Origin of the sequence: Pseudazoarcus pumilus, from assembly GCF_002872475.1 — a bacterium.
Classification (GTDB): Bacteria; Pseudomonadota; Gammaproteobacteria; order Burkholderiales; family Rhodocyclaceae; genus Pseudazoarcus; species Pseudazoarcus pumilus.
This window is the reverse complement of the sequence record NZ_CP025682.1, coordinates 1,376,586-1,398,084: the sequence shown is the minus strand read 5'-3', so window position 1 is coordinate 1,398,084 and position 21,499 is coordinate 1,376,586. Positions and strand designations below refer to the sequence as shown.

General features: G+C 63.6%; 16 protein-coding genes. 13 read left to right on the top strand and 3 right to left on the bottom strand.

Annotated features, from left to right (window positions below; genetic code table 11):
• Positions 1 to 66 precede the first annotated feature (66 nt).
• The 7 genes from C0099_RS06730 to C0099_RS06700 all read left to right on the top strand — a co-directional run bounded on the left by C0099_RS06730 (position 67) and on the right by C0099_RS06700 (position 8,147).
• A complete protein-coding gene (locus C0099_RS06730) occupies positions 67 to 423 on the top strand; it encodes a DUF2946 family protein (RefSeq protein ID WP_102246725.1) in 357 nt (118 codons plus the stop codon).
• Between the two features lie 107 nt (positions 424 to 530).
• Positions 531 to 1,808: a TolC family protein gene (locus C0099_RS06725; protein ID WP_102246724.1), complete on the top strand. Its 1,278-nt coding sequence runs from the start codon at positions 531 to 533 to the stop codon at positions 1,806 to 1,808.
• A gap of 23 nt (positions 1,809 to 1,831) precedes the next feature.
• The gene (locus tag C0099_RS06720; RefSeq protein ID WP_102246723.1) at positions 1,832 to 2,374 is read left to right on the top strand and encodes a hypothetical protein; all 543 of its coding nucleotides are present in this window, start codon (positions 1,832 to 1,834) and stop codon (positions 2,372 to 2,374) included.
• The gene (locus C0099_RS06715) at positions 2,371 to 3,480 is read left to right on the top strand and encodes an efflux RND transporter periplasmic adaptor subunit (protein WP_102246722.1); all 1,110 of its coding nucleotides are present in this window, start codon (positions 2,371 to 2,373) and stop codon (positions 3,478 to 3,480) included. Before C0099_RS06720 ends, C0099_RS06715 begins: the two co-directional genes overlap by 4 nt.
• Before the next feature lie 12 nt (positions 3,481 to 3,492).
• Complete coding sequence (locus tag C0099_RS06710; RefSeq protein ID WP_102246721.1) at positions 3,493 to 6,612, top strand: efflux RND transporter permease subunit; 3,120 nt, start codon at positions 3,493 to 3,495, stop codon at positions 6,610 to 6,612.
• A gap of 41 nt (positions 6,613 to 6,653) precedes the next feature.
• Positions 6,654 to 7,070, top strand: a complete 417-nt coding sequence (locus C0099_RS16175; protein WP_102246220.1) for a hypothetical protein — start codon at positions 6,654 to 6,656, stop codon at positions 7,068 to 7,070.
• Between the two features lie 36 nt (positions 7,071 to 7,106).
• Positions 7,107 to 8,147 (top strand): DMT family transporter, encoded by a 1,041-nt coding sequence (locus C0099_RS06700; RefSeq protein WP_102246720.1) that lies wholly within the window; start codon positions 7,107 to 7,109, stop codon positions 8,145 to 8,147.
• A 190-nt stretch (positions 8,148 to 8,337) separates the two neighbouring features.
• On the opposite strand, the gene C0099_RS06690 is transcribed toward C0099_RS06700, so the two are convergent.
• Positions 8,338 to 9,219 carry a LysR substrate-binding domain-containing protein gene (locus C0099_RS06690; RefSeq protein WP_199797662.1) on the bottom strand — a complete coding sequence of 294 codons (882 nt, stop codon included), beginning with the start codon at positions 9,217 to 9,219 and terminating at the stop codon, positions 8,338 to 8,340.
• A gap of 178 nt (positions 9,220 to 9,397) precedes the next feature.
• On the opposite strand from C0099_RS06690, the gene phnD reads away from it, so the two are divergent.
• The 5 genes from phnD to C0099_RS06665 all read left to right on the top strand — a co-directional run bounded on the left by phnD (position 9,398) and on the right by C0099_RS06665 (position 13,611).
• Positions 9,398 to 10,264, top strand: coding sequence for a phosphate/phosphite/phosphonate ABC transporter substrate-binding protein (phnD, locus tag C0099_RS06685; protein ID WP_164084880.1), 867 nt, complete (start codon positions 9,398 to 9,400; stop codon positions 10,262 to 10,264).
• Positions 10,265 to 10,277: 13 nt separating this feature from the next.
• Positions 10,278 to 11,156, top strand: a complete 879-nt coding sequence (gene phnE, locus C0099_RS06680) for a phosphonate ABC transporter, permease protein PhnE (RefSeq protein WP_102246717.1) — start codon at positions 10,278 to 10,280, stop codon at positions 11,154 to 11,156.
• A complete protein-coding gene (phnC, locus tag C0099_RS06675; protein WP_102246716.1) occupies positions 11,153 to 11,986 on the top strand; it encodes a phosphonate ABC transporter ATP-binding protein in 834 nt (277 codons plus the stop codon). The genes phnE and phnC overlap by 4 nt, the downstream gene beginning before the upstream one ends.
• Before the next feature lie 25 nt (positions 11,987 to 12,011).
• On the top strand, positions 12,012 to 12,881 hold the full coding sequence (locus tag C0099_RS06670) for a phosphodiesterase (protein WP_102246715.1): 870 nt from the start codon (positions 12,012 to 12,014) through the stop codon (positions 12,879 to 12,881).
• 76 nt (positions 12,882 to 12,957) lie between these two features.
• Positions 12,958 to 13,611, top strand: coding sequence for an HAD family hydrolase (locus tag C0099_RS06665; RefSeq protein ID WP_102246714.1), 654 nt, complete (start codon positions 12,958 to 12,960; stop codon positions 13,609 to 13,611).
• Positions 13,612 to 13,944: 333 nt separating this feature from the next.
• On the opposite strand, the gene C0099_RS06655 is transcribed toward C0099_RS06665, so the two are convergent.
• Together C0099_RS06655 and C0099_RS06650 are read right to left on the bottom strand one after the other, a co-directional pair.
• Positions 13,945 to 14,265: a type II toxin-antitoxin system YafQ family toxin gene (locus tag C0099_RS06655; RefSeq protein ID WP_102246712.1), complete on the bottom strand. Its 321-nt coding sequence runs from the start codon at positions 14,263 to 14,265 to the stop codon at positions 13,945 to 13,947.
• Positions 14,237 to 14,515, bottom strand: coding sequence for a type II toxin-antitoxin system RelB/DinJ family antitoxin (locus C0099_RS06650; RefSeq protein ID WP_228151668.1), 279 nt, complete (start codon positions 14,513 to 14,515; stop codon positions 14,237 to 14,239). The genes C0099_RS06655 and C0099_RS06650 overlap by 29 nt, the downstream gene beginning before the upstream one ends.
• 1,298 nt (positions 14,516 to 15,813) lie before the next feature.
• Between C0099_RS06650 and C0099_RS06640 the strand changes: the two genes are divergently transcribed.
• The gene (locus tag C0099_RS06640) at positions 15,814 to 21,276 is read left to right on the top strand and encodes a DUF4011 domain-containing protein (RefSeq protein ID WP_102246711.1); all 5,463 of its coding nucleotides are present in this window, start codon (positions 15,814 to 15,816) and stop codon (positions 21,274 to 21,276) included.
• Positions 21,277 to 21,499 lie beyond the last annotated feature (223 nt).

Genomic DNA, 21,499 nt, shown 5'->3' with positions numbered 1-21,499 from the left:
GCGCAAACCAGCATGCGTCGGTAACCCTTGGCGCCGCGCGGTTGTTGTTGCCTGGACGCGCTTGCTATGATCCGCGCCATGCTCCGATGGGTTGTTGTCCTTCTGATCGCGCTGCTGCCGCTCCAGTCCCTCTGGGCGTCGGCGGGCAGCTATTGCGAGCATGAGCAGGGTTCCGACGCATGGCATTTCGGGCATCACGCCCACTCGCATAGCGACGCCTCTCACGACGAGCCGCAATCACCCACCGCCAAGCACCCTGACTGCGCCACGTGCAAACTGCACGCCAAGACGCTGGCCGCCGTCGCATCCACGCTCAGCCTGCCCGCGAGTATCGGCTTGCTGCCGGCCCAAACGCACCCGCCCATCGCCACCGCACCGCCAACCCGCATCGAAAGGCCCAAATGGGCCGGCCTCGCCGCCTGACGGCGAGGCCTGACACCTCCGGTTCGCAACGTCCGCGCTGATTCCGGCGCGCCGCCCCGTGCGCCACCGTCGTGCCTCGCCGATTCCCCACCCCAACGGAGAATCGGATGCACCCCATCGAACGACTGCGGCCCGTGCCGCTGCTGTGCGCGCTGATCGGCGCGCTGTACCTGACCCCGGCCGTCGCGCAGGACGCGACCGCTGTCCCATCCACCGCGCAAGCCCGCCCGAGCAGTCTGCCGACCCTGTTCGAGGCCGCCTGGCAGCGTCGCCCCGAGGCGCTGTCGCTGGGCACGCGCATGAGCGCCGCCGAGGCCGGCCGCGAGGCCGCCCGGCGCTGGTTCGCCGAACCGCCCGCCGCCGAAGTGTCGCTGCGCAGCGACCGCTTAAACCGCAACGACGGTGCGCGCGAGTACGAGGCGGGGCTGGCTTTCCCACTGTGGCTGCCGGGTGAGCGCGCGCTCGTGCAGCGCAGCGCCGATGCGCAACTCGGCGCGGTGTCCAGCCGCGCACGCCTGGCCCAACTGGAAACCGCGGGGATGCTGCGCGAGGCCTGGTGGGAGTTGCAGCGTGCCGCGGTCGATCTCGATCTGGCGGAAACGCGTCTGGACGCAGCGCGGGCCTTGCACGGCGACGTGACGCGACGCCAGCGCGCAGGCCAGCTTGCGCTCACCGACGCCAATCGCGCCGGCGGCGTACTGGCCGATGCCCAGAGCGAGCTGGCCGGCGCCCGGTCCAAATTCGCGCGCGCACGTTTGGCACTGCAGCAGCTGGTGGGTCGCGACGCTGCGTTGCCCGACGCTGAGCAACTGCACATCGAGCCGCTGCCTGAGGAGGCTCCGGCCATCGGCGACAGCCATCCGGCGCTGGCCGCATTGCTCGATGAGAGTGCGATGTCGCGCAGTGCTGCGGCACTTGCCAGCAAGCGTTCGCGCGCCAATCCGGAACTGACGCTGGGAGTTACGCGCGAGCGCGGCGAGGCCGGCGCGCGTTTCGAGCAGACCCTGACGGTGGGTATCCGCATCCCCTTCGGTGCCGGTGCGCAACACCGCTCCGAGGCCGGCATGGCAATGGCTGAAGCCATCGAACACGAGGAACGCGCCCAGCTTGAGCGCCAGCGACTGGAGAGCGATCTGCTCGCCGCGCGCGAAGCACAGCTCGCCGCAGAGGACCGCCGCGAGGCAGCCGAGCGCCGCGCGACGCTGGCCGAGGACACGCTGCGCGCCATCGCCAAGTCCTTCCGCCTCGGCGAGACCTCGCTGCCCGACCGTCTGCTGGTCGAACTCGAGGCCTCCGAGGCGCGCCGCGCACTGGCGCACGCGCGCATCGACGAAGCCGAAGCCATCTCCGCGCTGCGCCAGGCACTCGGCCTGTTGCCGCAGTGACGCGCACCCCACGAGGAATCCCGATGTCCACACACCGCATTACTCTCGGCATGGTGGCGCTCGCCCTGTGCCTGCATGCCCCGGCGGCCCTGTCCGGCCCCGGCCACGATCATGGCGAGGAGGCCGCACCGCAGGCCACTGGCCCCGCCGCACCACGTTTCGCCGCCACCAGTGAGCTGTTCGAACTGGTCGGCGTGCTCGACGGCGATCTGCTCACCCTCTATCTCGACCATGCCGACAGCAACGCGCCAGTCGAGAACGCCGAACTCGAATTCGAGCTCGGCCCCGACACGCTGACGGTCGAGCCGGTCGCGCCCGGCACCTTCGGCGTGCACCTGCCTGCCGAACCGGCTGAGGGCGAATATGCCGTGGTCGCCACCGTGATCACGGCCGATGCAGCCGACGTGCTGGTTGGTACGCTGGACGTGCATCACGCCGACGAAGCCGCTACGGATGAACACGACCATGCCGAACAGTGGCTGCCGTGGGCCATCGCCGGCGGCGCACTGCTGGCGCTGCTGGCCGCGCTGCTGCGTGATGGCCGCGGGCGGGAGGTGCGCGCATGAAGACCCGCATCTTGCAACTATGCCTGCTCGCTGCGCTGAGCACGGCCATGCCCGCCGCATGGAGCGGCCCCGGTCATGACCACGGCGAGGAGGCCACTCCGGTGACCAGCGACGGCCCGCGCCGCGCACCCGACGGCAGCGTCTTCCTGCCCAAGCCGGCGCAGCGCCAGCTCGGCGTGCGCACCCTGCCGGTCGAGCGCGCAGCCCTGCCGCGCACGCTGGAGCTGAACGGCCGTGTGGTAATGGACCCCAATGCCGGGGGTCTGGTTCAGCCCGTGCAGGGCGGCCGCGTCGAGGCCGGACCGGACGGCCTGCCGGAGCCGGGGCGGCCGGTGCGACGCGGCGAAGTGCTGGCCTGGGTGGTGCCTGCGGCCGGCGCCATCGAACGCGCCGGACAGCAGGCGCAACTGGCCGAACTGCGCGCCGAGCGCGACATCGTCGGCGCCCGCCTGAAGCGCCTGCGCGAGCTGGCCGACAGCGTGCCGCGCAAGGACATCGACGAGGCCGCCGCGACGTTGGCGAGCCTGGACACACGCATCCGCGCCACGCGCGACGGCCTGCAGGGGCGCGAGGCGCTTACTGCGCCGGTCGATGGCGTGATCGCCGAGGCGCGCGCGGTGGCCGGTCAGGTGGTCGATGCGCGCGAGACGCTGTTCGAGATTGTCGACCCGACGCGGTTGCGCATCGAGGCGCTGGCTTATGAACCCGAGCGCGTCACGCGCATCACTGGCGGCAGCCTCGCGGTCGGCGGACGCGTGCTGGCACTGCGTCACGTCGGAACGGCCAGCGCGCTGCGCGATCAGGCACTGCCGATCCGCTTCGCTGCGACCGGCGAGGCGCTGGACGGGCTGGCGCTGGGGCAAACCGTGCGCGTGCAGGTGCAACTGGCCGACACAGTTGACGGGCATCGCGTGCCGGCCGCGGCGCTGATGAAGAACCCCTCGAATCAGACCATCGTGTGGGTCAAGACCGCGCCCGAGCACTTCGAGCCGCGCGTGGTGCTGAGCGAGCCGCTCGACGGCGGCCATGTCGCGGTGACGTCCGGGCTGACCGACGGCGACCGCGTGGTGGTGCGCGCCGCCGCCCTCGTCAACCAGATCCGCTGAGGGGAGGCGCACATGTTCAAGTGGTTACTCGATGCCAGCCTCGCCAACCGGCTGGTGGTCATCGTCGCCAGTCTGGCGGCGATGGCCTGGGGGGCGCTGACGCTGTCGCAGACGCCGGTGGACGTCTTCCCCGATCTGAACAAGCCCACCGTCACGCTGATGACCGAAGCCGGCGGCATGGCCGCCGAGGAGGTCGAACAGCTCATCACCTTTCCGCTGGAGACGGCCATGAACGGCCTGCCCGGCGTGGAATCGGTGCGTTCTGTGTCCAGCGCGGGCCTGTCGTTCATCTACGTCACCTTCGACTGGGACACCGAAATCTACCGCGCCCGCCAAATGGTGTCCGAACGGCTCGGCTCCATGGAGCAGGCCCTGCCGCCGGGCATCGTCGCGCACATGGGGCCGATCAGTTCGATCATGGGCGAGATCATGCAGATCGCGATTCCCATCGATCCGCAGCGCATCTCGCCGATGGATGTGCGCGAGTACGCCGACTGGGTGCTGCGCCTGCGGCTGATGTCGGTTCCGGGCGTGGCCCAGGTTATTCCCATTGGCGGCGAGGTACGCCAGTTCCAGGTGCAGCCCGACACCGCGCGCATGCGTGATCTGGGCATCACCCAGGAGGATCTGGCCAACGCGCTGCAGGGCTTCGCGGCAAATACCTCGGGCGGTTTCCTGGAACTGAACGGGCGCGAGTACCTGATCCGGCATCTGGGCCGAACTTCGGTGCTGGAGGATCTGCGCCAGCTCGCACTGACCGTGCGCAATGACCAGCCGGTGCTGCTCAAGCAGATCGCCGAGGTCACCTTCGCGCCCAAGGTCAAGCGCGGTGACGCCGGCTTCGAAGGCCAGCCGGCGGTAATCCTTGGCGTGCAGAAGCAGCCCACGGCCGACACCATCGCGGTGACCCGCGCCATCGAGACGGCGCTCGACGAGATGAAGTCCTCGCTGCCCGAGGGCATGGCAGAACCGCGCGTGACCTTCCGCCAGGCAAGCTTCATCGAGGCCTCCATCGATACGCTTACGGGCAAGCTGATCGCCGCCTCGGTGTTCGTCGCGGCCATCCTCGCGCTGTTCCTCGGCACGCTGCGCCCCACGCTGATCGCCCTGACCGCGATTCCCGTGTCGATCCTGATCACCGCGATGGTGTTCGACTACTTCGGCATGTCGATCAACACCATGACGCTGGGTGGGCTGGCGATTGCCATCGGCGGCCTGGTGGACGACGCGGTGGTGGATGTGGAGAACATCATCCGCCGCCTCAAGACCGCCCGTGCCGCACATCCGGGCATCGCGCTGCCGCTGCTGTCCATCGTGCGCAACGCCTCGCTGGAAGTGCGCTCGGGCATCGTCTACGCGACGATGATCATCGTGCTGGTGTTCCTGCCGCTGTTCGTGTTGCCGGGCATCGAAGGGCGGCTGTTCGTGCCGCTGGGTGTGGCCTTCATCGTGTCCACGCTGGCTTCGCTGATCGTGTCGGTCACGCTCACGCCGGTGCTGGCCTTCTACCTGCTGCCCGGTATGAAGTCGCTCGAGCATGGCGACACGCGGCTGCTGGCGTGGATCAAGCGCGGCTACGGCCGCGCGCTGGCACGCGTGCTGGAACGCCCACGCCCGGCCGTCGCCGCCGGTGCCGTGGCCGTGCTGCTCGCCGCGGCGGCGGTGCCGACCTTTCCAACCACCTTTCTGCCGCCGTTCAACGAGGGCACGCTGCTCGTCGGCCTGCGCCTCAATCCGGGCGTGACGCTGGCCGAATCCTCTGCACTGGCGAGCGAGGCCGAGCGGCTGGTACGTGAGGTGCCGGAAGTCACCCACGTCGGACGTCGCAGTGGCCGGGCGGAACTCGACGAACACGCCGAGGGCGTGCATGTCAGCGAACTCGACATCGGGCTGATCCCGGCCTCTGAGCTGACCCGCAGCATGGACGAGATTCGGGCCGACATCCGATCACGGCTGGTCAATCTGCCGGCCGCCGTGGCCATCGGGCAGCCGATCTCGCACCGCATCGACCACATGATGTCGGGCGTGCGCTCGCAGATCGCGATCAAGCTCTTCGGCGAGGATCTGGACGTGCTGCGCAGCCAGGCGGAGGCGCTGCGCGCGAGGCTCGCCGACATTCCCGGCCTGGCCGATCTGGAGGTCGAGAAGCAGGTACTCGCGCCGCAGATCAAGGTGCGCATCGACTACGCAGCGGCCGCGGCGTACGGCGTGCCGACCTCACGCGTGTTGAGCCTGCTGCAGGCCATGGTCGAGGGCGAGGAGCTGGCGCAGATCGTCGAGGGTTCGCGCCGCTTCGACCTGGTGGTGCGCCTGCCTGACACCGCGCGCACGGTCGAGGGGCTGTCGCGCATGCTGATCGACACGCCCAGCGGCTTCGTGCCGCTGTCGCGGCTGGCCACCATCGAGGACGGCGACGGCCCCAACCAGATCAGCCGCGACGACGGACGCCGCCGCATCGTGCTGTCGGCCAACGTGCAGGAGCGCGCCCTGTCCGAGGTAGTCGAGGACATCCGCGCACGGGTCGCCGAGCACCGCCTGCCGGAGGGCTACTTCATCACCCTGGGTGGCCAGTTCGAGGCGCAGGAACAGGCCGCGCGGCTGGTCGGCATGCTGGCCCTGGTGTCGGCCGCATTGATGTTCGTGGTGCTGTTCTCGCGCTACCGCTCATACCGGCTGGCTGCGCTGATCATGGCCAACATCCCGCTGGCGCTGGTCGGCGCGGTGATCGGCCTGTGGCTGTCGGGCCAACCGCTGTCCATCGCAGCGCTGATCGGCTTCATCACCCTGGCCGGCATCTCGGTGCGCAACGGCATCCTCAAGGTCAGCCACTACATCAACCTGATGCGCTCGGAGAACGAGAACTTCGACCACGCGATGATCCTGCGCGGCTCGCTCGAACGTCTCAGCCCGGTGTTGATGACCGCACTGGTCACCGCCTTCGCGCTCGCCCCGCTGCTGTTCGAGGCCGAGCGCCCCGGCACCGAGATTCTGCATCCGGTGGCGGTGGTGATCTTCTCCGGCCTGATCAGCTCGACCCTGCTCGACACCTTCCTGACCCCCGCCCTGTTCTGGCTGTTCGGCCGGCGCGATACCGAGCGCCTGATGAACCAGAACGAGAAGGAGGCATTCTGATGACCCCGTTTCACAACCCCCTGCAACCAAGGAGCCCACACATGAACGCTCGCACCCTGATCCTGCTGTCCTGCCTGCTCGCCGCCACGCCCGCACTGGCCGACAAGAGCCACGGTCACGCACATGGCGACGGCCATGGTCACAGCCACGCTGAAGAAGGCGCCCATGACCATGCGCCGAAGCACGGCGGCATCGTCAGCGAAGCCAACGACCTCGACTTCGAGCTGGTCAGCCAAGACGGCCTGCGGTTGTTCGTGCGCGATCACGGCGAGCCGGTCAACACCGACGGCGGCAGCGCCAAACTGACAGTCGTATCCAAGGACGGCAAGCAGGACATCGAGCTCGCGCCTGCCGGAGAGCATTTCGCCGGCACGGCGCAGTTGCCTGCCGGCGCGCGCGTGGTGGCGCGGGTGACGCTCGGCGGGCGTACCATGGCAGTGCGATTCGCCATGCCGTAAGCCCGGCCGGCGCATCGCCGTTCAGCGGAGGTCGCCATGCACCGCGGAATCGTGCTCGCACTGGCGGCAGCCGTGCTGTTCGGTGCGAGCACTCCGTTCGCCAAGCTCGTCGTCGCCAGCGCCCATCCGGTGTTGCTGGCTGGCTTGCTGTACCTCGGCAGCGGGCTTGGCCTGAGCGCTTTCCGGCTGCTGCGCGACCGCGGCTGGGCCGCTTCCGGCCTGGTGGCCTGCGAATGGCGCTGGCTCACCGCCGCCGTACTGTTCGGCGGCGTGCTGGGGCCGGTGGCGCTGCTCATCGGCCTGGCCCGCACGGATGCCGCCTCGGCCTCACTGCTCCTCAACCTGGAGGGCGTGCTGACTGCGCTGATCGCCTGGATCATATTTCGCGAACATTGCGACCGGCACCTCGTCATCGGCATGCTGGCCATCGTGGCCGGCGGCATGCTGCTGGCGTGGCCCTCGCAACAAGCCGAAACTGGTGGCAGCACCGGCGGCGCCCTGTGGATTGCCGTGGCCTGCGCGTGCTGGGCCATCGACAACAATCTGACACGCCGCATCTCGGGCGGTGACGCGGTATTCATCGCCACCATCAAGGGCCTGACGGCGGGCGCCATCAACCTCGTCATCGCCTGGATGCTGGGTGCCTCGTGGCCGGCCGCGGGCAGCGCCTTGAGCACCCTCGCCATCGGCCTGGTCGGCTACGGCATCAGTCTGGCGCTGTTCGTGCTCGCACTGCGCGAAATCGGCGCGGCGCGCACCGGCGCCTATTTCTCGCTCGCGCCCTTCGTCGGCGTCGCCGTCGCGCTGGCACTGCCCGGCGGCGAAGCGCCGCCGCTGCTGTGGCCCGCCGCGCTACTGATGGGCGTCGGACTGTGGCTGCACCTGAGCGAGCGGCACGACCACGAACACCACCACGAGCCGCTCGAACACAGCCACTTGCACTGGCACGACGAACATCACCACCACGAGCATTCGGGAATCGCCACCGAAGAACCGCACGTCCATCGCCACACTCATACGGCGGTCACGCACAAGCACCCGCACTTTCCCGATCTGCACCACCGGCACCGCCACTGAATACTGCAGCCTCCGAGGCGCGACGTCTCCCCACATTTGAATAGCACGTCGGCTTGGAGTCCAATCGCCCCTGAGGAGATTGAACATGAATAAGCGTTTCACCGAAGGGCAGATCATCGGCTACCAGAGCGAGGGGCGCAGCTTCACCCCAACAAGGTAGCGCAGGCTCGTTGAGCAGAGCCCCGAAGCGTCAGGCGGCCTTATCCTCCCGGCATGCACGCAACTCCTCACTGACCTGAAGGAACTCGTGCACCAGCGGCGCGGTGACGCGCTCCTCTAGGCAGATTACGTGAGCATGAGTGGAAAGACCTTGCGTATCGATCTCAAGCTGGACCAGACGCGCATCTGCAACGTAAGCCGCATCCGAGACGACGCCTAAGCCCAACTCTTGCGCAACAGCCTCTCTCACAGCTTCACGACTCCCCATCTCAAGCGCGCAGCGCACGCGCACATCGTTGCGCTCGAGGAACTCTTCAAACGCCTTCCGAGTCGTCGAACCCACCTCTCTAAACACGAAGTCTTGGCCTTCGAGATCAGAAGGTGACAGCCCTTGTCGACCAGCCAAGGGATGGTTTGCAGGCGCGAACACGATCAAATCCTGTCGGCGAAACCCAAGACTATGAATACGAGGGTCATTAACGCGATGGACCACCACCCCGACGTCACAGCGGTAATCCAAAACACTTTCGATCACCTCACGTGAGTCGCCCAACTCCACGGAGATGCGCACCCTTGGCCAACGCTTGCTGAACGCCTTGATCATAGGGGTGACGTTGTACGGACCGACCGCACACAGCTTCAGATGGCCGTGATAGAGGTTTTGGGCCGACAGCAGCAAGTCCATCGCCTCTTCTTCTGCCCGGAATATGCGTCGCGTGATCTCTCGGAGTGACGCGCCAAATGGCGTGAGCTCCACACGGCGTCCGCGCCGGAAGAAGAGCTCCACCCCAAAACGCTGCTCAAGCTGCCGGATATGCAGAGAAATCGTTGGCTGCTGCAGCCCGAGTTTGCGCGCAGCTGCAGACATGCTGCCGTGAGTAGCTGCAGCATCGAAAGCCTTCAGTTCAGCCAAGTACGCGTCCTTCATTTATCTGGCCTATATGTCTATCCGTTCTTTCGGTTTGTACATTAACTTTGCTGCAACTCACACCCCCTACTCTGAGCGCGTCCTCCAACAGGGACACGGGAACTGCCCACCGGGCAAGCTTGTACCCGACCCACATCACCGCTCTATGAAGGAGTTGCAGATCATGAACAGAAGGAAGTTTCTCGCCGTTTCCATGGCCTCTGCGGGCGCCCTCGCCGCTCCGGCCATCGTCAGTGCTGCCGGCAAGCCGGTAATCAAGGTTGGTCTGGGCCCGCAACAACCGACGCAGGCCGACACCCTGCGCGTGTGGGAGCCCATCTACAACGAAATCGCCGAGCGCGTTGGTGCCCGGCTGCAACTCAACGTCGCAAACGACTGGGCAGGCATCGCCACGGCTCTGTCCAATGAACAGGTTGATCTCTCGCAGATGGGGCCGTGGGGCTATGTGCTCGCGCGAAACAGCGGAAATGCACGCCCGATCTGCGTCATGCTCGTCGATGGCAAACCTGTCTATCACGCCATCATCGTCGCGCGACCGGGTCTGGAACTGCCGTCCTTCCCGGAAAGCGCCAAGGGCATGTCGATGCAGATGCTCGATGTGGGCTCGACCTCAGGCTGGCTTGTGCCAACGCACTACCTGAAGTCCCAGGGCATTGATCCGAAAACCTTCTTCGGGCAGTACGCCGAGGGCGCCTCGGCAGCTGCCGCTCAGATGGCGACCGCAGAAAGCCAGGTTGATCTCGCCACGGGCTGGGACACGCACCGCAACACCATGATCCGTAACGGCACCATTCGAGAGGATTCGAACGTCGTCGTCTGGAAATCGGACCCGCTTCCGAACGAAGTCGTGGCCGTACGTAGCGGTCTTGACCCGGACATGAGTGCCGCCCTGCAAAAGGCGTTCGTCGAGCTGCGCGACGAGATCCGCCAGCAACTTCCCGAGCCCTACAGCGGCTTCGAGGCAACCACCCACGAGCCCTACGCCGTCCTCGAGACGATGGGGCGCGACTTGGGCGTACTGCGCTCCTGATCAGGAGCATGTCGTGATTGTTGAGCAGCGAAACCAGACGGTTTCGCTGCTCGGAGTGCTGCACATGAACCAATCTGAACCGATAAAACGCTTGCCCAGCGGACGCTACTGCGAACCACGCTCCAAGCTGCTCTCGTCGAGCACCTTGAAGCCGGCACTCATCGCGGGCCTGTGCATCGCGTTCTTCTTGCAATGCCTGTCGCTCGCACAGGTTGACCTCGGAGCGCTGGTAGAGGGAATGCCGCGCCTTGCCCGTTGGGCGGCCAAGGCATGGCCCCCGTATCTTGACGACCTCGACCGCATGCTTTTCCGCGCGGCTGAAACGGTAGCTATCGCAACCGTTGCGACGGTCGCCGCAACATTGGTTGCGTTTCCATTGAGCATTTTCATCTCGCGCAACCTGGGCAGCCCGCACTGGCTGGCCCTGCCCGTGCGCGGGTTTATCAATGGACTGCGCGGCGTCGACACCGTGGTGTTTGCGATTCTCTTTGTCGCAGCCGTCGGCCTGGGGCCCTTCGCGGGCGTTCTGGGCATGACGCTTCATGCGATTGGGGTCATCGCCAAACTCAACAGCGAGGCCATTGAAACCTTGCCCAAGGCCCCGTTGGAAGCGGCAGCGCTGTCCGGCGCGAGCCAAACCAAGATCGTGACGTATGCGGTACTGCCCGCATCGCTACCAAGCCTCGCCTCGGTCTCGCTCTATGTCTGGGAGGCCAACGTTCGCACCTCCACCATCCTCGGCATCGTCGGCGCAGGCGGTATTGGTATCGAGATCAAAGCCGCGATTGACCTGCTCGATTTCCAGAAGCTTTTCACCTTGACCGCAATCGTGCTGGTCATGGTCACTGTGATTGACCAACTGAGCTCGATGCTCAGGAGGAAACTGGTATGAACACGACCGCCACAGCCCCCGCCAACCCGTCGTCCATCGTGCTGACCGGGGTTACCAAGCACTACGCCGGCAACACCGCCCTATCGAAGGTGAGCATGCGCGTGGAACCAGGAGAGTTTGTGGTCTTGCTCGGGCCCAGTGGTGCGGGCAAGTCGACCATTTTCCGCTGCATCACTGCACTGACCGCACCTGATCACGGAAAGGTGGAGGTGCTCGGCGAGCGTATCGACCAATTGGGCAAGCGCGACCTCCGCATCGCCCGACGCGGCATCGGCCTGATTTTCCAGCAGCTCAATCTGATTGGGCGCATCAGTGCCCTCAAGAACGTACTGGCCGGCCGCCTCGGGTACGTACCCGCGTGGCGTGTCTTGCTGCACCTCTTCCCCGAACAGGACCGCCAGCAGGCGTTGGCCAATCTGGATCGCGTTGGTTTGTTAAACCACGCCTACCAACGTGCTGACTCGCTCTCCGGCGGGCAACAGCAGCGCGTGGCCATCGCTCGCGCACTGAGCCAGCAGAGCCGAGTCATCCTGGCCGATGAACCGGTGTCGAGCCTTGATCCGGAGTCATCCGAGACGGTCCTTGAGATCTTGCGCGGCATCAGCCACGAGCGAGGCATCGGGGTGCTGTGCAGCCTGCACCAGGTTGATCTGGCCAAGCGCTTTGCCGACCGGATCATTGGCGTACGTGCTGGAAGCGTCGTCTTCGACGGTACCGCTGCAGACCTCGATGATGCGGCGCTCGAGCGGATTTACCGCAGCCGGCCCAGCTCCGAGCAGCACAGTTCGGAGAGTAGCGTCGAACTAGAAACACAACCGGAGCCGGCATGAACAAACGGGCTTGGGAACTGCGTCCATGAAGTTCATCCACATGACCGACCTCCATCTGGTCGCACCCGGACAGGTGCTCTATGGAGTTGATCCTACCGAGCGCCTCGCAGCCGCCGTGCGTAGCGTGTGTTCAGAGCATCCTGACGCGGCGTGCGTGGCGATAACCGGTGACCTGGTACATAGCGGACAAGAGGCGCAGTACCGCGCCTTAAAGTCAGCCCTTGAACCGCTTCCGATGCCGGTCCATCTTGTCCCGGGCAACCATGACGAGCGGACGGCGCTACTCGGAGTATTTCCCGACCTGGCTGCTGATGAACATGGCTACATTCAGTACGCAGTAGATCTGGAAGACGCGCGACTGCTGTTTCTGGACACGCTCGCAACGGGGCGCTCTGACGGCGTGTTGTGCGAGCACCGGCTTGCCTGGCTGGCACAGGCGCTTGAAGACAGCGGCGAACGCCCTGCGTATCTCTTTATGCACCACCCACCGCTTGCCGTTGGGCTGCCGGTGATGGACTGCATGGGGCTGGCGGAACCTGAACGCTTCTGGCGCACCCTGGCGACCTACGGGCAAAATGTTCGGCATGTTTTCTTCGGGCACTTACACCGCCCGCTGCAAGGCGTCATCAACGGTGTCGGTTTCTCGTGCCTGCCCAGCACCCATCATCAGGTGCGCTTTGATGACAAAACGAAGGCTGGGGAAGACATCCCCGGCTGTCACGAGCCGCCGGCCTACGCTGTTGTGACCACCGATGCCCGTCAGACCGTCGTGCACCTTCACAACTACCTCGACACGAGCCCCAGATTCCGGCTGGGTGACCGAAAAGCGGCTGTCGCCTCATCACTGTCCGATCTGGCAGAAGCCATGCAGGCAACCAGCGATACGGCTCACTAAGCCTGCACCTTCAAACGCTAAACGCTTCCGCCCAAACATCGAATCCTGTGCGCCGATACGCGCATGAGGCCCCTACATGCTTAACAAAACTGAATACAGCGCTGTCATTTTCGATCTCGACGGCACCTTGGTCGATACCTTGCCCGACCTGCACGGCGCGCTCATCCGTGCGCTGACCGACGTGGGACTGCCTGAGATCCCCGAAAACGTTGTGAAATCATCGCTGCATGGCGGACTTGAGGCGAGCACCGCGGCCGCCATCGTCTGGCTTGAAGCCGACCAGCTCCTATACGAACCACTGCTCAATTCGTATCGCGGCCACTACCGCGGCATGGAGTGCGAACGCTCGCGCGCCTTTGACGGCGTACCGGAAATGCTCCATGAACTGAACGACTCGGGCGTAGCGCTGGGGGTGTGCACCAACAAGGCTGGCCGCGCAGCTCGTGCGCTCTTGCAGCACCTGGAACTCGCTCAGTACTTCAAGACGATTGTCGGCGCGGATAGCTGCACCCGCCGCAAACCCGACCCCATGCCGCTGGACTACGCCGTTCGCCTGCTTGATGTGTCGCACGAACGTGTTTTGTACGTTGGCGACAGCATCGTGGACTACGAATGCGCCAAAGCCGCGGGGATTGAGTTCAGACTGTACGGCGGTGGGTACGGAGCCGAGGAAGTCCTTCACGACAAATCCGTGAAGGTTATCAATGACTACAGTGCCATCTCCGCGTAAGTGCCGCCCAAACCTAGCTGGAGGTCAGTGGGCACACTGCGCCCACTTGGGCGCAGTGGCGTCAGTCTGAGTGCTGCCGGGTTTTTCACGCCACCTGTGACTTCATCCTGCCTCAATAACCCTCGCCACCTCAGCGCCACACTCCGAACACTTCCCCTCCAGCAGCAAATCGCCTTGGTCGACACGGCCGCGGAACTCCGTGATGGTCACTTCTGCCCGACACTCCCCGCACCAGACATTGCTCAGCAGCTTCTGGCGAACGCCAGCCGGGATCGACGTCCAGTGCCGCCGGGCCATGGGAGTGAAGTTGGGGAGAGACTCAACAGCCATCGCCTAGTCCTCGAAGAGTTCGGAGTGCGTGCCTGCACGAACGAAGACGATGCAGTCACGCTCCTGCCGATAGATCAGCAGAAAGTCCCCACCGATGTGGCACTCGCGGTGATCGGCCCAGTCACCCTTGAGGGGGTGATCGAGCCACTCAGGCCCGAGCGGCGCGTCAGCGGCGATCAACAGCAACATGGCCTCTTTGAGACGTCGCAGATCGTAGCGGCCCGAACGAGACAGTCGCTCCCAGTCCTTGCGGAACGCCTTCGTGTAATCGCACGCCCGAGGTAGCGGCGCACGCTTACTGGCGGCCGGCTTCTTCGAGGTCATCGATCAGAGCTTGGGCCGAGTCGAAACGCGCGGCTCTCGCCTGCATCATCGCCCGCGCCTCTTCCATCGCTTTTCGAGTCTCGGCATTGGGCACCTTCAACTCCAACGGGAAAGCCTGGTCACTTACGACTCGCTTGAGCAAGATGCGCACGGCGTCCGAGACTGACAGCCCCATGGCCGCCAGTGCTTCACTCGCCTGCGTCTTGGTCTCTTCGTCCACCCGGACGTGCAGCATCTTCGATTGCGCCATGACATGAACCCTCCGTTACACGCACCATTGTATCTCTTTTGAGATACGCTGGAACCCCCACCTGCTCGTGACAGAACCGAACCGTGACACGGGAAACTGGCTATCAAATTGGACGCCACGTTCGAGCGAACTCCAGGGCTCGAAAATAAACAGCGATTATCTCCAGACCCGCGCTATACATCAGTGCAGCCAGACGGCACAAGCGCCTCAACGGAGAGCGCCCTGAGGCTGCCGCTCGACTGGTCGGCTTGAAAACGGCAGCGGTCGAGGGATACACCGGACTGTGGGGAAGTCTCTGAGAACCGGGAACAGGTGGCGAAGCTAGCGCCTGTGGGACGAACGGCTGGCGGGCGACGCAGGCTCCATACCTGTCATGACTGGGTGGAGGGCTAAGTCTGAAGGCGCATCCTTGCCAAGTACCGGCTGAGGATGGCTAGGCTCAGCCCACCACCCCACCATATGTTGGCCTCGGAAGAGCTTAAGGCTGAGCCAAGGGGAAACGAGGATTGTCGCAATCGAGCATCGGGGGAGGCTCGCTGATTGCCTCACCGAGATGACGCCAACCAGAGCGAGGGGGCGTAGCCCCAACCATCTAGGACTGTTTCCTGACGTCGAAGTAGTTTTGAGGCCCTAGGCTGGCTGACCCACACAGCCTATGCCAAGCAACTGGAAAAGAAAGCAGTTACATTAACCTCGGACTATAAAGCCAAGTGCTATTGAAGATGGGGGGACGTCGCCGCAACGTCGTGCCCGTGCAGGTTTCCTCAACGAATTGGAAGTCCCGCTCGCAACATTCAAACGCGACCTCGAGTACCTATGGGGACGGTTCAATGCACCCATCATCTGGAACCGAGATACCGGCCGGTGTCGGTTCGCGCCACGAGCTTTCTGGGCTATGGTTCAAAGCCTGTGAAGCCATCGCGTTGCAGACTATGCAAAGTGATTACACCCGACAACATGCGCGAACGAGTCAAGAGCATGCTGCGACAGAAACTGGCCACGATTTTGTCTGGCGCAGGTACGAGAACGTAGGCAGCTTAGCGTCTGGGACTCCTAAGCACCGCCCGCGCGTACCGAGATTGCAGTCTGTTAGACGTATGCACACACGTGACGCTGTTGTCACCATCGTAGCGGCTACGACCGGCGTCGAACCATACGACATCGCGCGCTGTAAGCGCGCCATTACGCCCCTGTCCGTGACTCGGCCTTGCCGCCCGCTCGCCGACTGCTAAGCAACGTCCCAACAATTAGCATCCGGGTTATATTCGAATTGAGTTTTGGTTGTGGGAGAGCCGCAGATGAAAGCACATGAGGACTGGTCCAACTCCTCGCCGGAAACCCTATTTGGAGCGAGCATTCCTCTTGAGGAGGCATTCGCTCGTCTTCGTTTGCGCCTTCTAGATTTGACCTCACGTAACCGGCTGCTCAACTTCCGCCATACTCCTGCACGTTCGCTTCAATTTGTGCAATCCGTACCCGAAGCTATATTTCGACGTGTCGCCCGTAGTAATAATACGCTGCCCCTACGCATCGAGCCGGTACCCAACCCCCCCCTCAGTCAGTGGACAGAAGTCGCCGGACGTCTCGTTCCTCCCGATGTACGTGAGCATGCGCGAGCTCTGGGCATGGACATCAGTTATCAACTGCCCCCTTACAACCCCAAACTGCCCGAGGGCCGAGAGTCCGGATTAACCCTGCAGACCCTGCAATATCAGGAGGACCTCGGCCGCCTCGTACGAAAGCTCGAACGCGAAGCACGCCTGGCCATCGAGGAGACGGGCACCAACATGCTTCATCTGGTGTTCGGTTTCCTGGAATACCCGGAAGCGCCCGAATCTCCCCGCAAACTTCTGTCACCCCTTGTCTGCGTTCCGGTGCGTCTGGAAAAAACGCGCCGCAAGGCCAACACCCGCTACGACCTGCTTCCCACCGGAGAGGACTTCACCGAAAACCTGTCCCTGCGTGAAAAGCTCATCCAGACGCACGGCTTCGAGTTGCCGGAACTGGAAGAGGACGAGGGTCTGGACCGATATTTCGAACGCCTGTCAGACGCCATCGAGTCGCGTCCAAACTGGACTCTTCGACGCCAGATGACGCTCACTCTGCTCTCGTTTGGCAACATGCTGCTGGTGCGCGACCTTGACCCGGAAAACTGGCCGGTGGTTGCGAACGAAAACGGACTCATCGGGCACCCGTTGGTGCGGCAGGTATTCGAAGGCACACGGGACGATGCACACGAACCGGAGCAAAGCGACACTTCCGACCATCCGGACATCGATGCCCACCCCTCTACCCGCCTGCCCCTGGTGTTCGATGCCGACAGCTCTCAGCACACGGCCCTGCTGGACGTGCTCCAGGGGCGCAGCCTAGTCATTGAGGGGCCACCCGGGACGGGCAAGTCACAGACCATTACCAACCTGATAGCCAGTGCCCTACAGGCTGGCAAGAAGGTACTTTTCGTATCGGAAAAGCTCGCTGCGCTGGAGGTGGTGCGCAATCGTCTTGAAACGGCCGGTCTGGGAAAATTCGTTCTTGAACTTCACAGCAACAAAGCCAACAAGAAACGCATGGCCGAAGACCTTGCCGAGCGCATCGGTTTTCGTCCGCAGGCACCCGAAGGCCTGCAGGCAATGCTCGAATCTCTCGAAGCCATGCGCCGTGCGCTGGCCCAATACGCAAGTTTGCTCAACGAGGTGCACGGCAACCGGCAGGAACTGACTGTACACAAGGTCTTTTGGCGTGCCGAGCGCTTTCGGCAAGGACTTTCCGAGGTGCCGGACCAGCTCCAGGAACTGGTCCTCGCCGATGCTCCGGAAACAAGCGCAACCGACTTCATGCGCCGGCGCAGCTTGCTTAGCCACTGTATGACAGCTTTGCGCGATACAGGCACATTCGGGGAAGAACATCCGTTTTGGGGTTTTTTCCCCCACGCCTTGCCGCCGGGCAAGGACCTAGCCTTGCGCACCATCCTGCGGGAGGCGGCAGAAGAGTTTTCCGGGTTTTCAGACGCACTGGACGCGTTCGTCGATACGCTCGGCGAGCACACCATTACGTTGGACGCCCAGCAAGCCTGCCGGGTTGCGGACATTCTCGCAGAGCTATTGAAGCAACTACCTGCGCCTTCTGTCCTTCGGTGGGTGCCGCGGCTGAGCACGCCACAGGACATCCAGGCGCACAAAGCCAAAGAGAGTCTTGCGGGACTCTCCGTGCGGCTGTCCGACATCGCCCGCATGCGCTCGATGCTGGTCCCTTTGAAAGAGGAAGCCGAGAACCTTGCCCCTTCCGAGTTGCACGCACGCGCTGAACGGCTGCACAAAATCGCCCGACAATTCAGGTTTGCCGATTGCCCCCTGTCACAACTTGAAGCTCCGCGTCGAAGACTCGCTGCGCTCATCGCAGAGGCTGCGGATGCGCATGAGCGCATTGCTGAATTCATCACGGAAATTGGCCTCGACCCGGATACGGGTCCTGAGCCTGAAGAGATATTGAAGGTTCTTGAGAAACTGCCCCTTGACCTGCTTCGCCTGCACCACCCCGGACTATCCGACCCGCTTGCCGTGCCGGCCCTGGAGCATGCGGCAAACATCCGCGAGCGCTTGCTTGAGCGTGAAGAATTGCTTGGCTCCCGGCTGTATCTGGACATGCTTCCGAGGGACGACCTGCTGCTCGATGCCATTCGCACGCTGCGCCAGGGCGGGCGCTGGTATCGTGTCTTTCAGGCGGACTGGAGAAAGGCGGTCGCACTGCATCGCAGCCTGAGCAAGAGCAAGCAGTCCATGGCGGGGGATGAACGCCTTGCAGAACTTGAATCATTGGCCGACTACCGTCGCCAGATAAAGGCGTGGTGCCAGAACCCGGAACTGCTCCGCTTTGCCGGCCCGGCCCATGAAGAAGAGCACACCCCGGTGGCTGAACTTGCGCAGCTTGCACGCTGGCAACAAAGAATGTTGCAGGTCATGGGGGGCGATTCGCAACAGTTGCCAGATGCCGCCCGCCTGCGCATTCTGCACGAAAAGGTTCCGGTCATCCGACAGGCGCTTGAAACATTGGCTCGCTTTGCCGATGAGGCCAACCTGATTTTTCCGGATGCGCCCGTGTTAAGGCATTCCCCTGCACCAAATGGCCTAAGCAGACCGGGCGTGGTTACCCACGTGTCCAACTGCCTGGAGACATTCCACGCACAGTGCGCATGGTGGCGGGAACAAACGCCTGAAGGTGACCTGAGCAGCACAGAATTGCTCGACATGGCCAAGGCGCGTTTGAAGCTTCCACAGGTGCTGGCCGAGCTGGATGCCCTGGACGATTGTCGTGCGCTGTTGGGCGAGTGTTTTCAGGGCGAACAGACCCGCCTTGAGGAACCCCATGCGGCCCTGGCGTTCATCGCCCGGGTTTGCAAAGCAGACCTGCCCCGTGGTGTCGAGGCCATACTGCTCTCTGGTGCGGACCAGGACGAGGTGGAGCGGCTGCATTCGCTGGTCGAGCGGGTGCAAGACCACTGGTGCGCAGTCGACCGGTTCGGCGAGGCCCTGGCGCAGCTGGGCCGATTTGACATGGACCTGTGGGCAGGCCCGCAAGGGGATGACTTGGGTAAATGGGTTCGCACGCTGGCCGAAAAAACGCGCTGCGCTGCCCTTGCCCAGGACCGGCTGCAGCCATGGAGCCAATACGTCACGCTGAGGGAGGAGGCCTGCGAGTGCGGTCTAAAATCGCTGGTTGCCTTGGCCGAGGCCGGTGAAATTGACCCGGATTGCTTGGCTGATGCGTATGGCTGGCGCTTTTATGCTTCCATTGCTGAATCGCTTTTTCACGTCTTCCCCGTACTCTCCAGGTTCAATCCAGCAAAGCATGAGGCAACCCGTGAGGAGTATGCGCGCCTTGACCGCGAAATCATTCGTCTTCGCGGCCAGCAGGTGGCGGCCCAGTGTGTGCGCCTTGCCAAACCCCCGCGGGGGCAAACGGGCCTTCGCGTGGGAGACAAAACCGAAATGGCGCTGGTCAGTCACGTCGTTGGCCTGACTTCGCCGCGAACCCCCATCCGGCAGATGTTTCGGCGTGCAGGTCACGCCATCCGTGAGCTGAAGCCCTGTTTCATGATGGGACCCCAAGCGGTTGCGCAGTTCCTGCCGTCCTCCGCCCTCAAGTTTGACCTTGTGGTCATGGACGAGGCATCCCAGCTCAGGCCCGAGCAGGCCCTGGGAGCCATCGCACGGGGTAGCCAACTGGTTGTCGTGGGGGACTCCCGTCAGCTCCCGCCCACGTCGTTCTTCTCAAGGTCCGAGGCGGACCCGGATGCGGACAACCAGAGCGCAGCGGAAGACGCAGAGAGCATTCTTGATGTGTGTCGCGGAAATTTCGGGGTTCCGCGTACGCTACGCTGGCATTACCGCTCACGCCACGAATCACTCATCGCCTTCTCCAATCACCACTTCTACGACGGGCGCCTGTTCGTGTTCCCGTCCCCTCTGCCTAAAGGCCCTTCACTGGGCGTGCATTATGAGTATGTCGCCGACGGAGTCTATGAACATCAGATGAACCGTGTTGAGGCTTCCCGTGTCGTTCGGGCCATGGTTGAACACATCGTCAGGCGCCCGGATGACTCCCTGGGGGTTGTAACCCTGAACGTGCGCCAGCGAGACCTGATTGCAGAGCTATGGGAAGAGCGTCGCCAAAATCTCCCTCAGGCGGACGACTATGAAAAGCGGTGGGCTGACGAGGGCTTGCCCCCGTTCATCAAGAACCTTGAGAACGTTCAGGGTGACGAGCGCGATGCCATCCTCATTTCCACCACGTTTGGCAAACCCCCCGGAGCTGGTGCCGTGCGACAGAATTTCGGCCCCATCAGCCGTCAGGGCGGATGGCGCCGGCTCAACGTGCTCTACACGCGTGCCCGAAAATCGGTGCGGGTCATCTCCTCGATGCGCTCCGGGGATATTTTGCTTGACGAAAAAACGCCGGAAGGCACCCAGGCACTACGCAACTACCTTGAATACGCCCAAAACGGCCATCTGGGCGAGGGCCGGCCTACGGAGCGCGAACCCGAGAGTGACTTCGAGGTGGCCGTCATCGACCAGATTCGGCAATGGGGTTATCCGGTCGAACCGCAACTGGGTGTGGCCGGCTTTCGCATCGACGTGGCGGTCGCCCATCCCAACCACCCTTCAGCCTACATTGCCGCCGTGGAGTGTGATGGAGCCACTTACCACTCAGGTGTTTCCGTGCGCGACCGGGACCGCATCCGGCAGGAAATCCTGGAGAGCCTGGGTTGGCGGGGGCGCATCTGGCGTATCTGGTCGACGGCGTGGTTCCGTAATCCGGCGCATGAAGCCGCACGACTCAAGGAATTTCTCGCCGCACGTGCGGCCGAATACGAGCCACCAGATGACTTTGTGGCGCCCACCCCGGAGATTGAACCTGCCGAAGAATTCTCGGAGGAACATCTGCGCGAGGAAGAGGAACTAGTCAGCCTGCTCGATGAAGAAGAAGGTGACCTGGAGGTGCAACCGGGAGACCGGGTCACCTGGGTCGCGCTCGATGAGGATGGTCAGGAGTCGGGACTTCAGGTCGAGGCGAGGCTAGTGGCCGGCGGGACGGACCTTACGGTGGGCAAGCTCGATATTGGCACCCCGCTCGCCCAAGCCATGCTGGGTGCCACGGTGGGTGAAGTCGTGGTCCTGCGACAGGCACGCCAGGACGCACGGAGGTACCTGATTAGAAACATTCACCGCAGCCCTACGCAATCTGCGACGGGGGACCAAACCTGACCTACGGTCAGATTTCTCAGCGGGGTTCTACCCTGATATCACGCACACTTTCAAGTAGGCTTATAAGAGCTAAAAGGAGTGTTCATGTCCGAGCATAAGAAGCACAGCCCGCGTTCAATCGAAAGGCGAGCAGAGGCATACGGTACCGAAGTATCGGAGCGGCTCGGTGTAAGCCCACACAAGCCCTTTATGCGTGATCAGACTCGCCGCCGCCGTGGCTTGC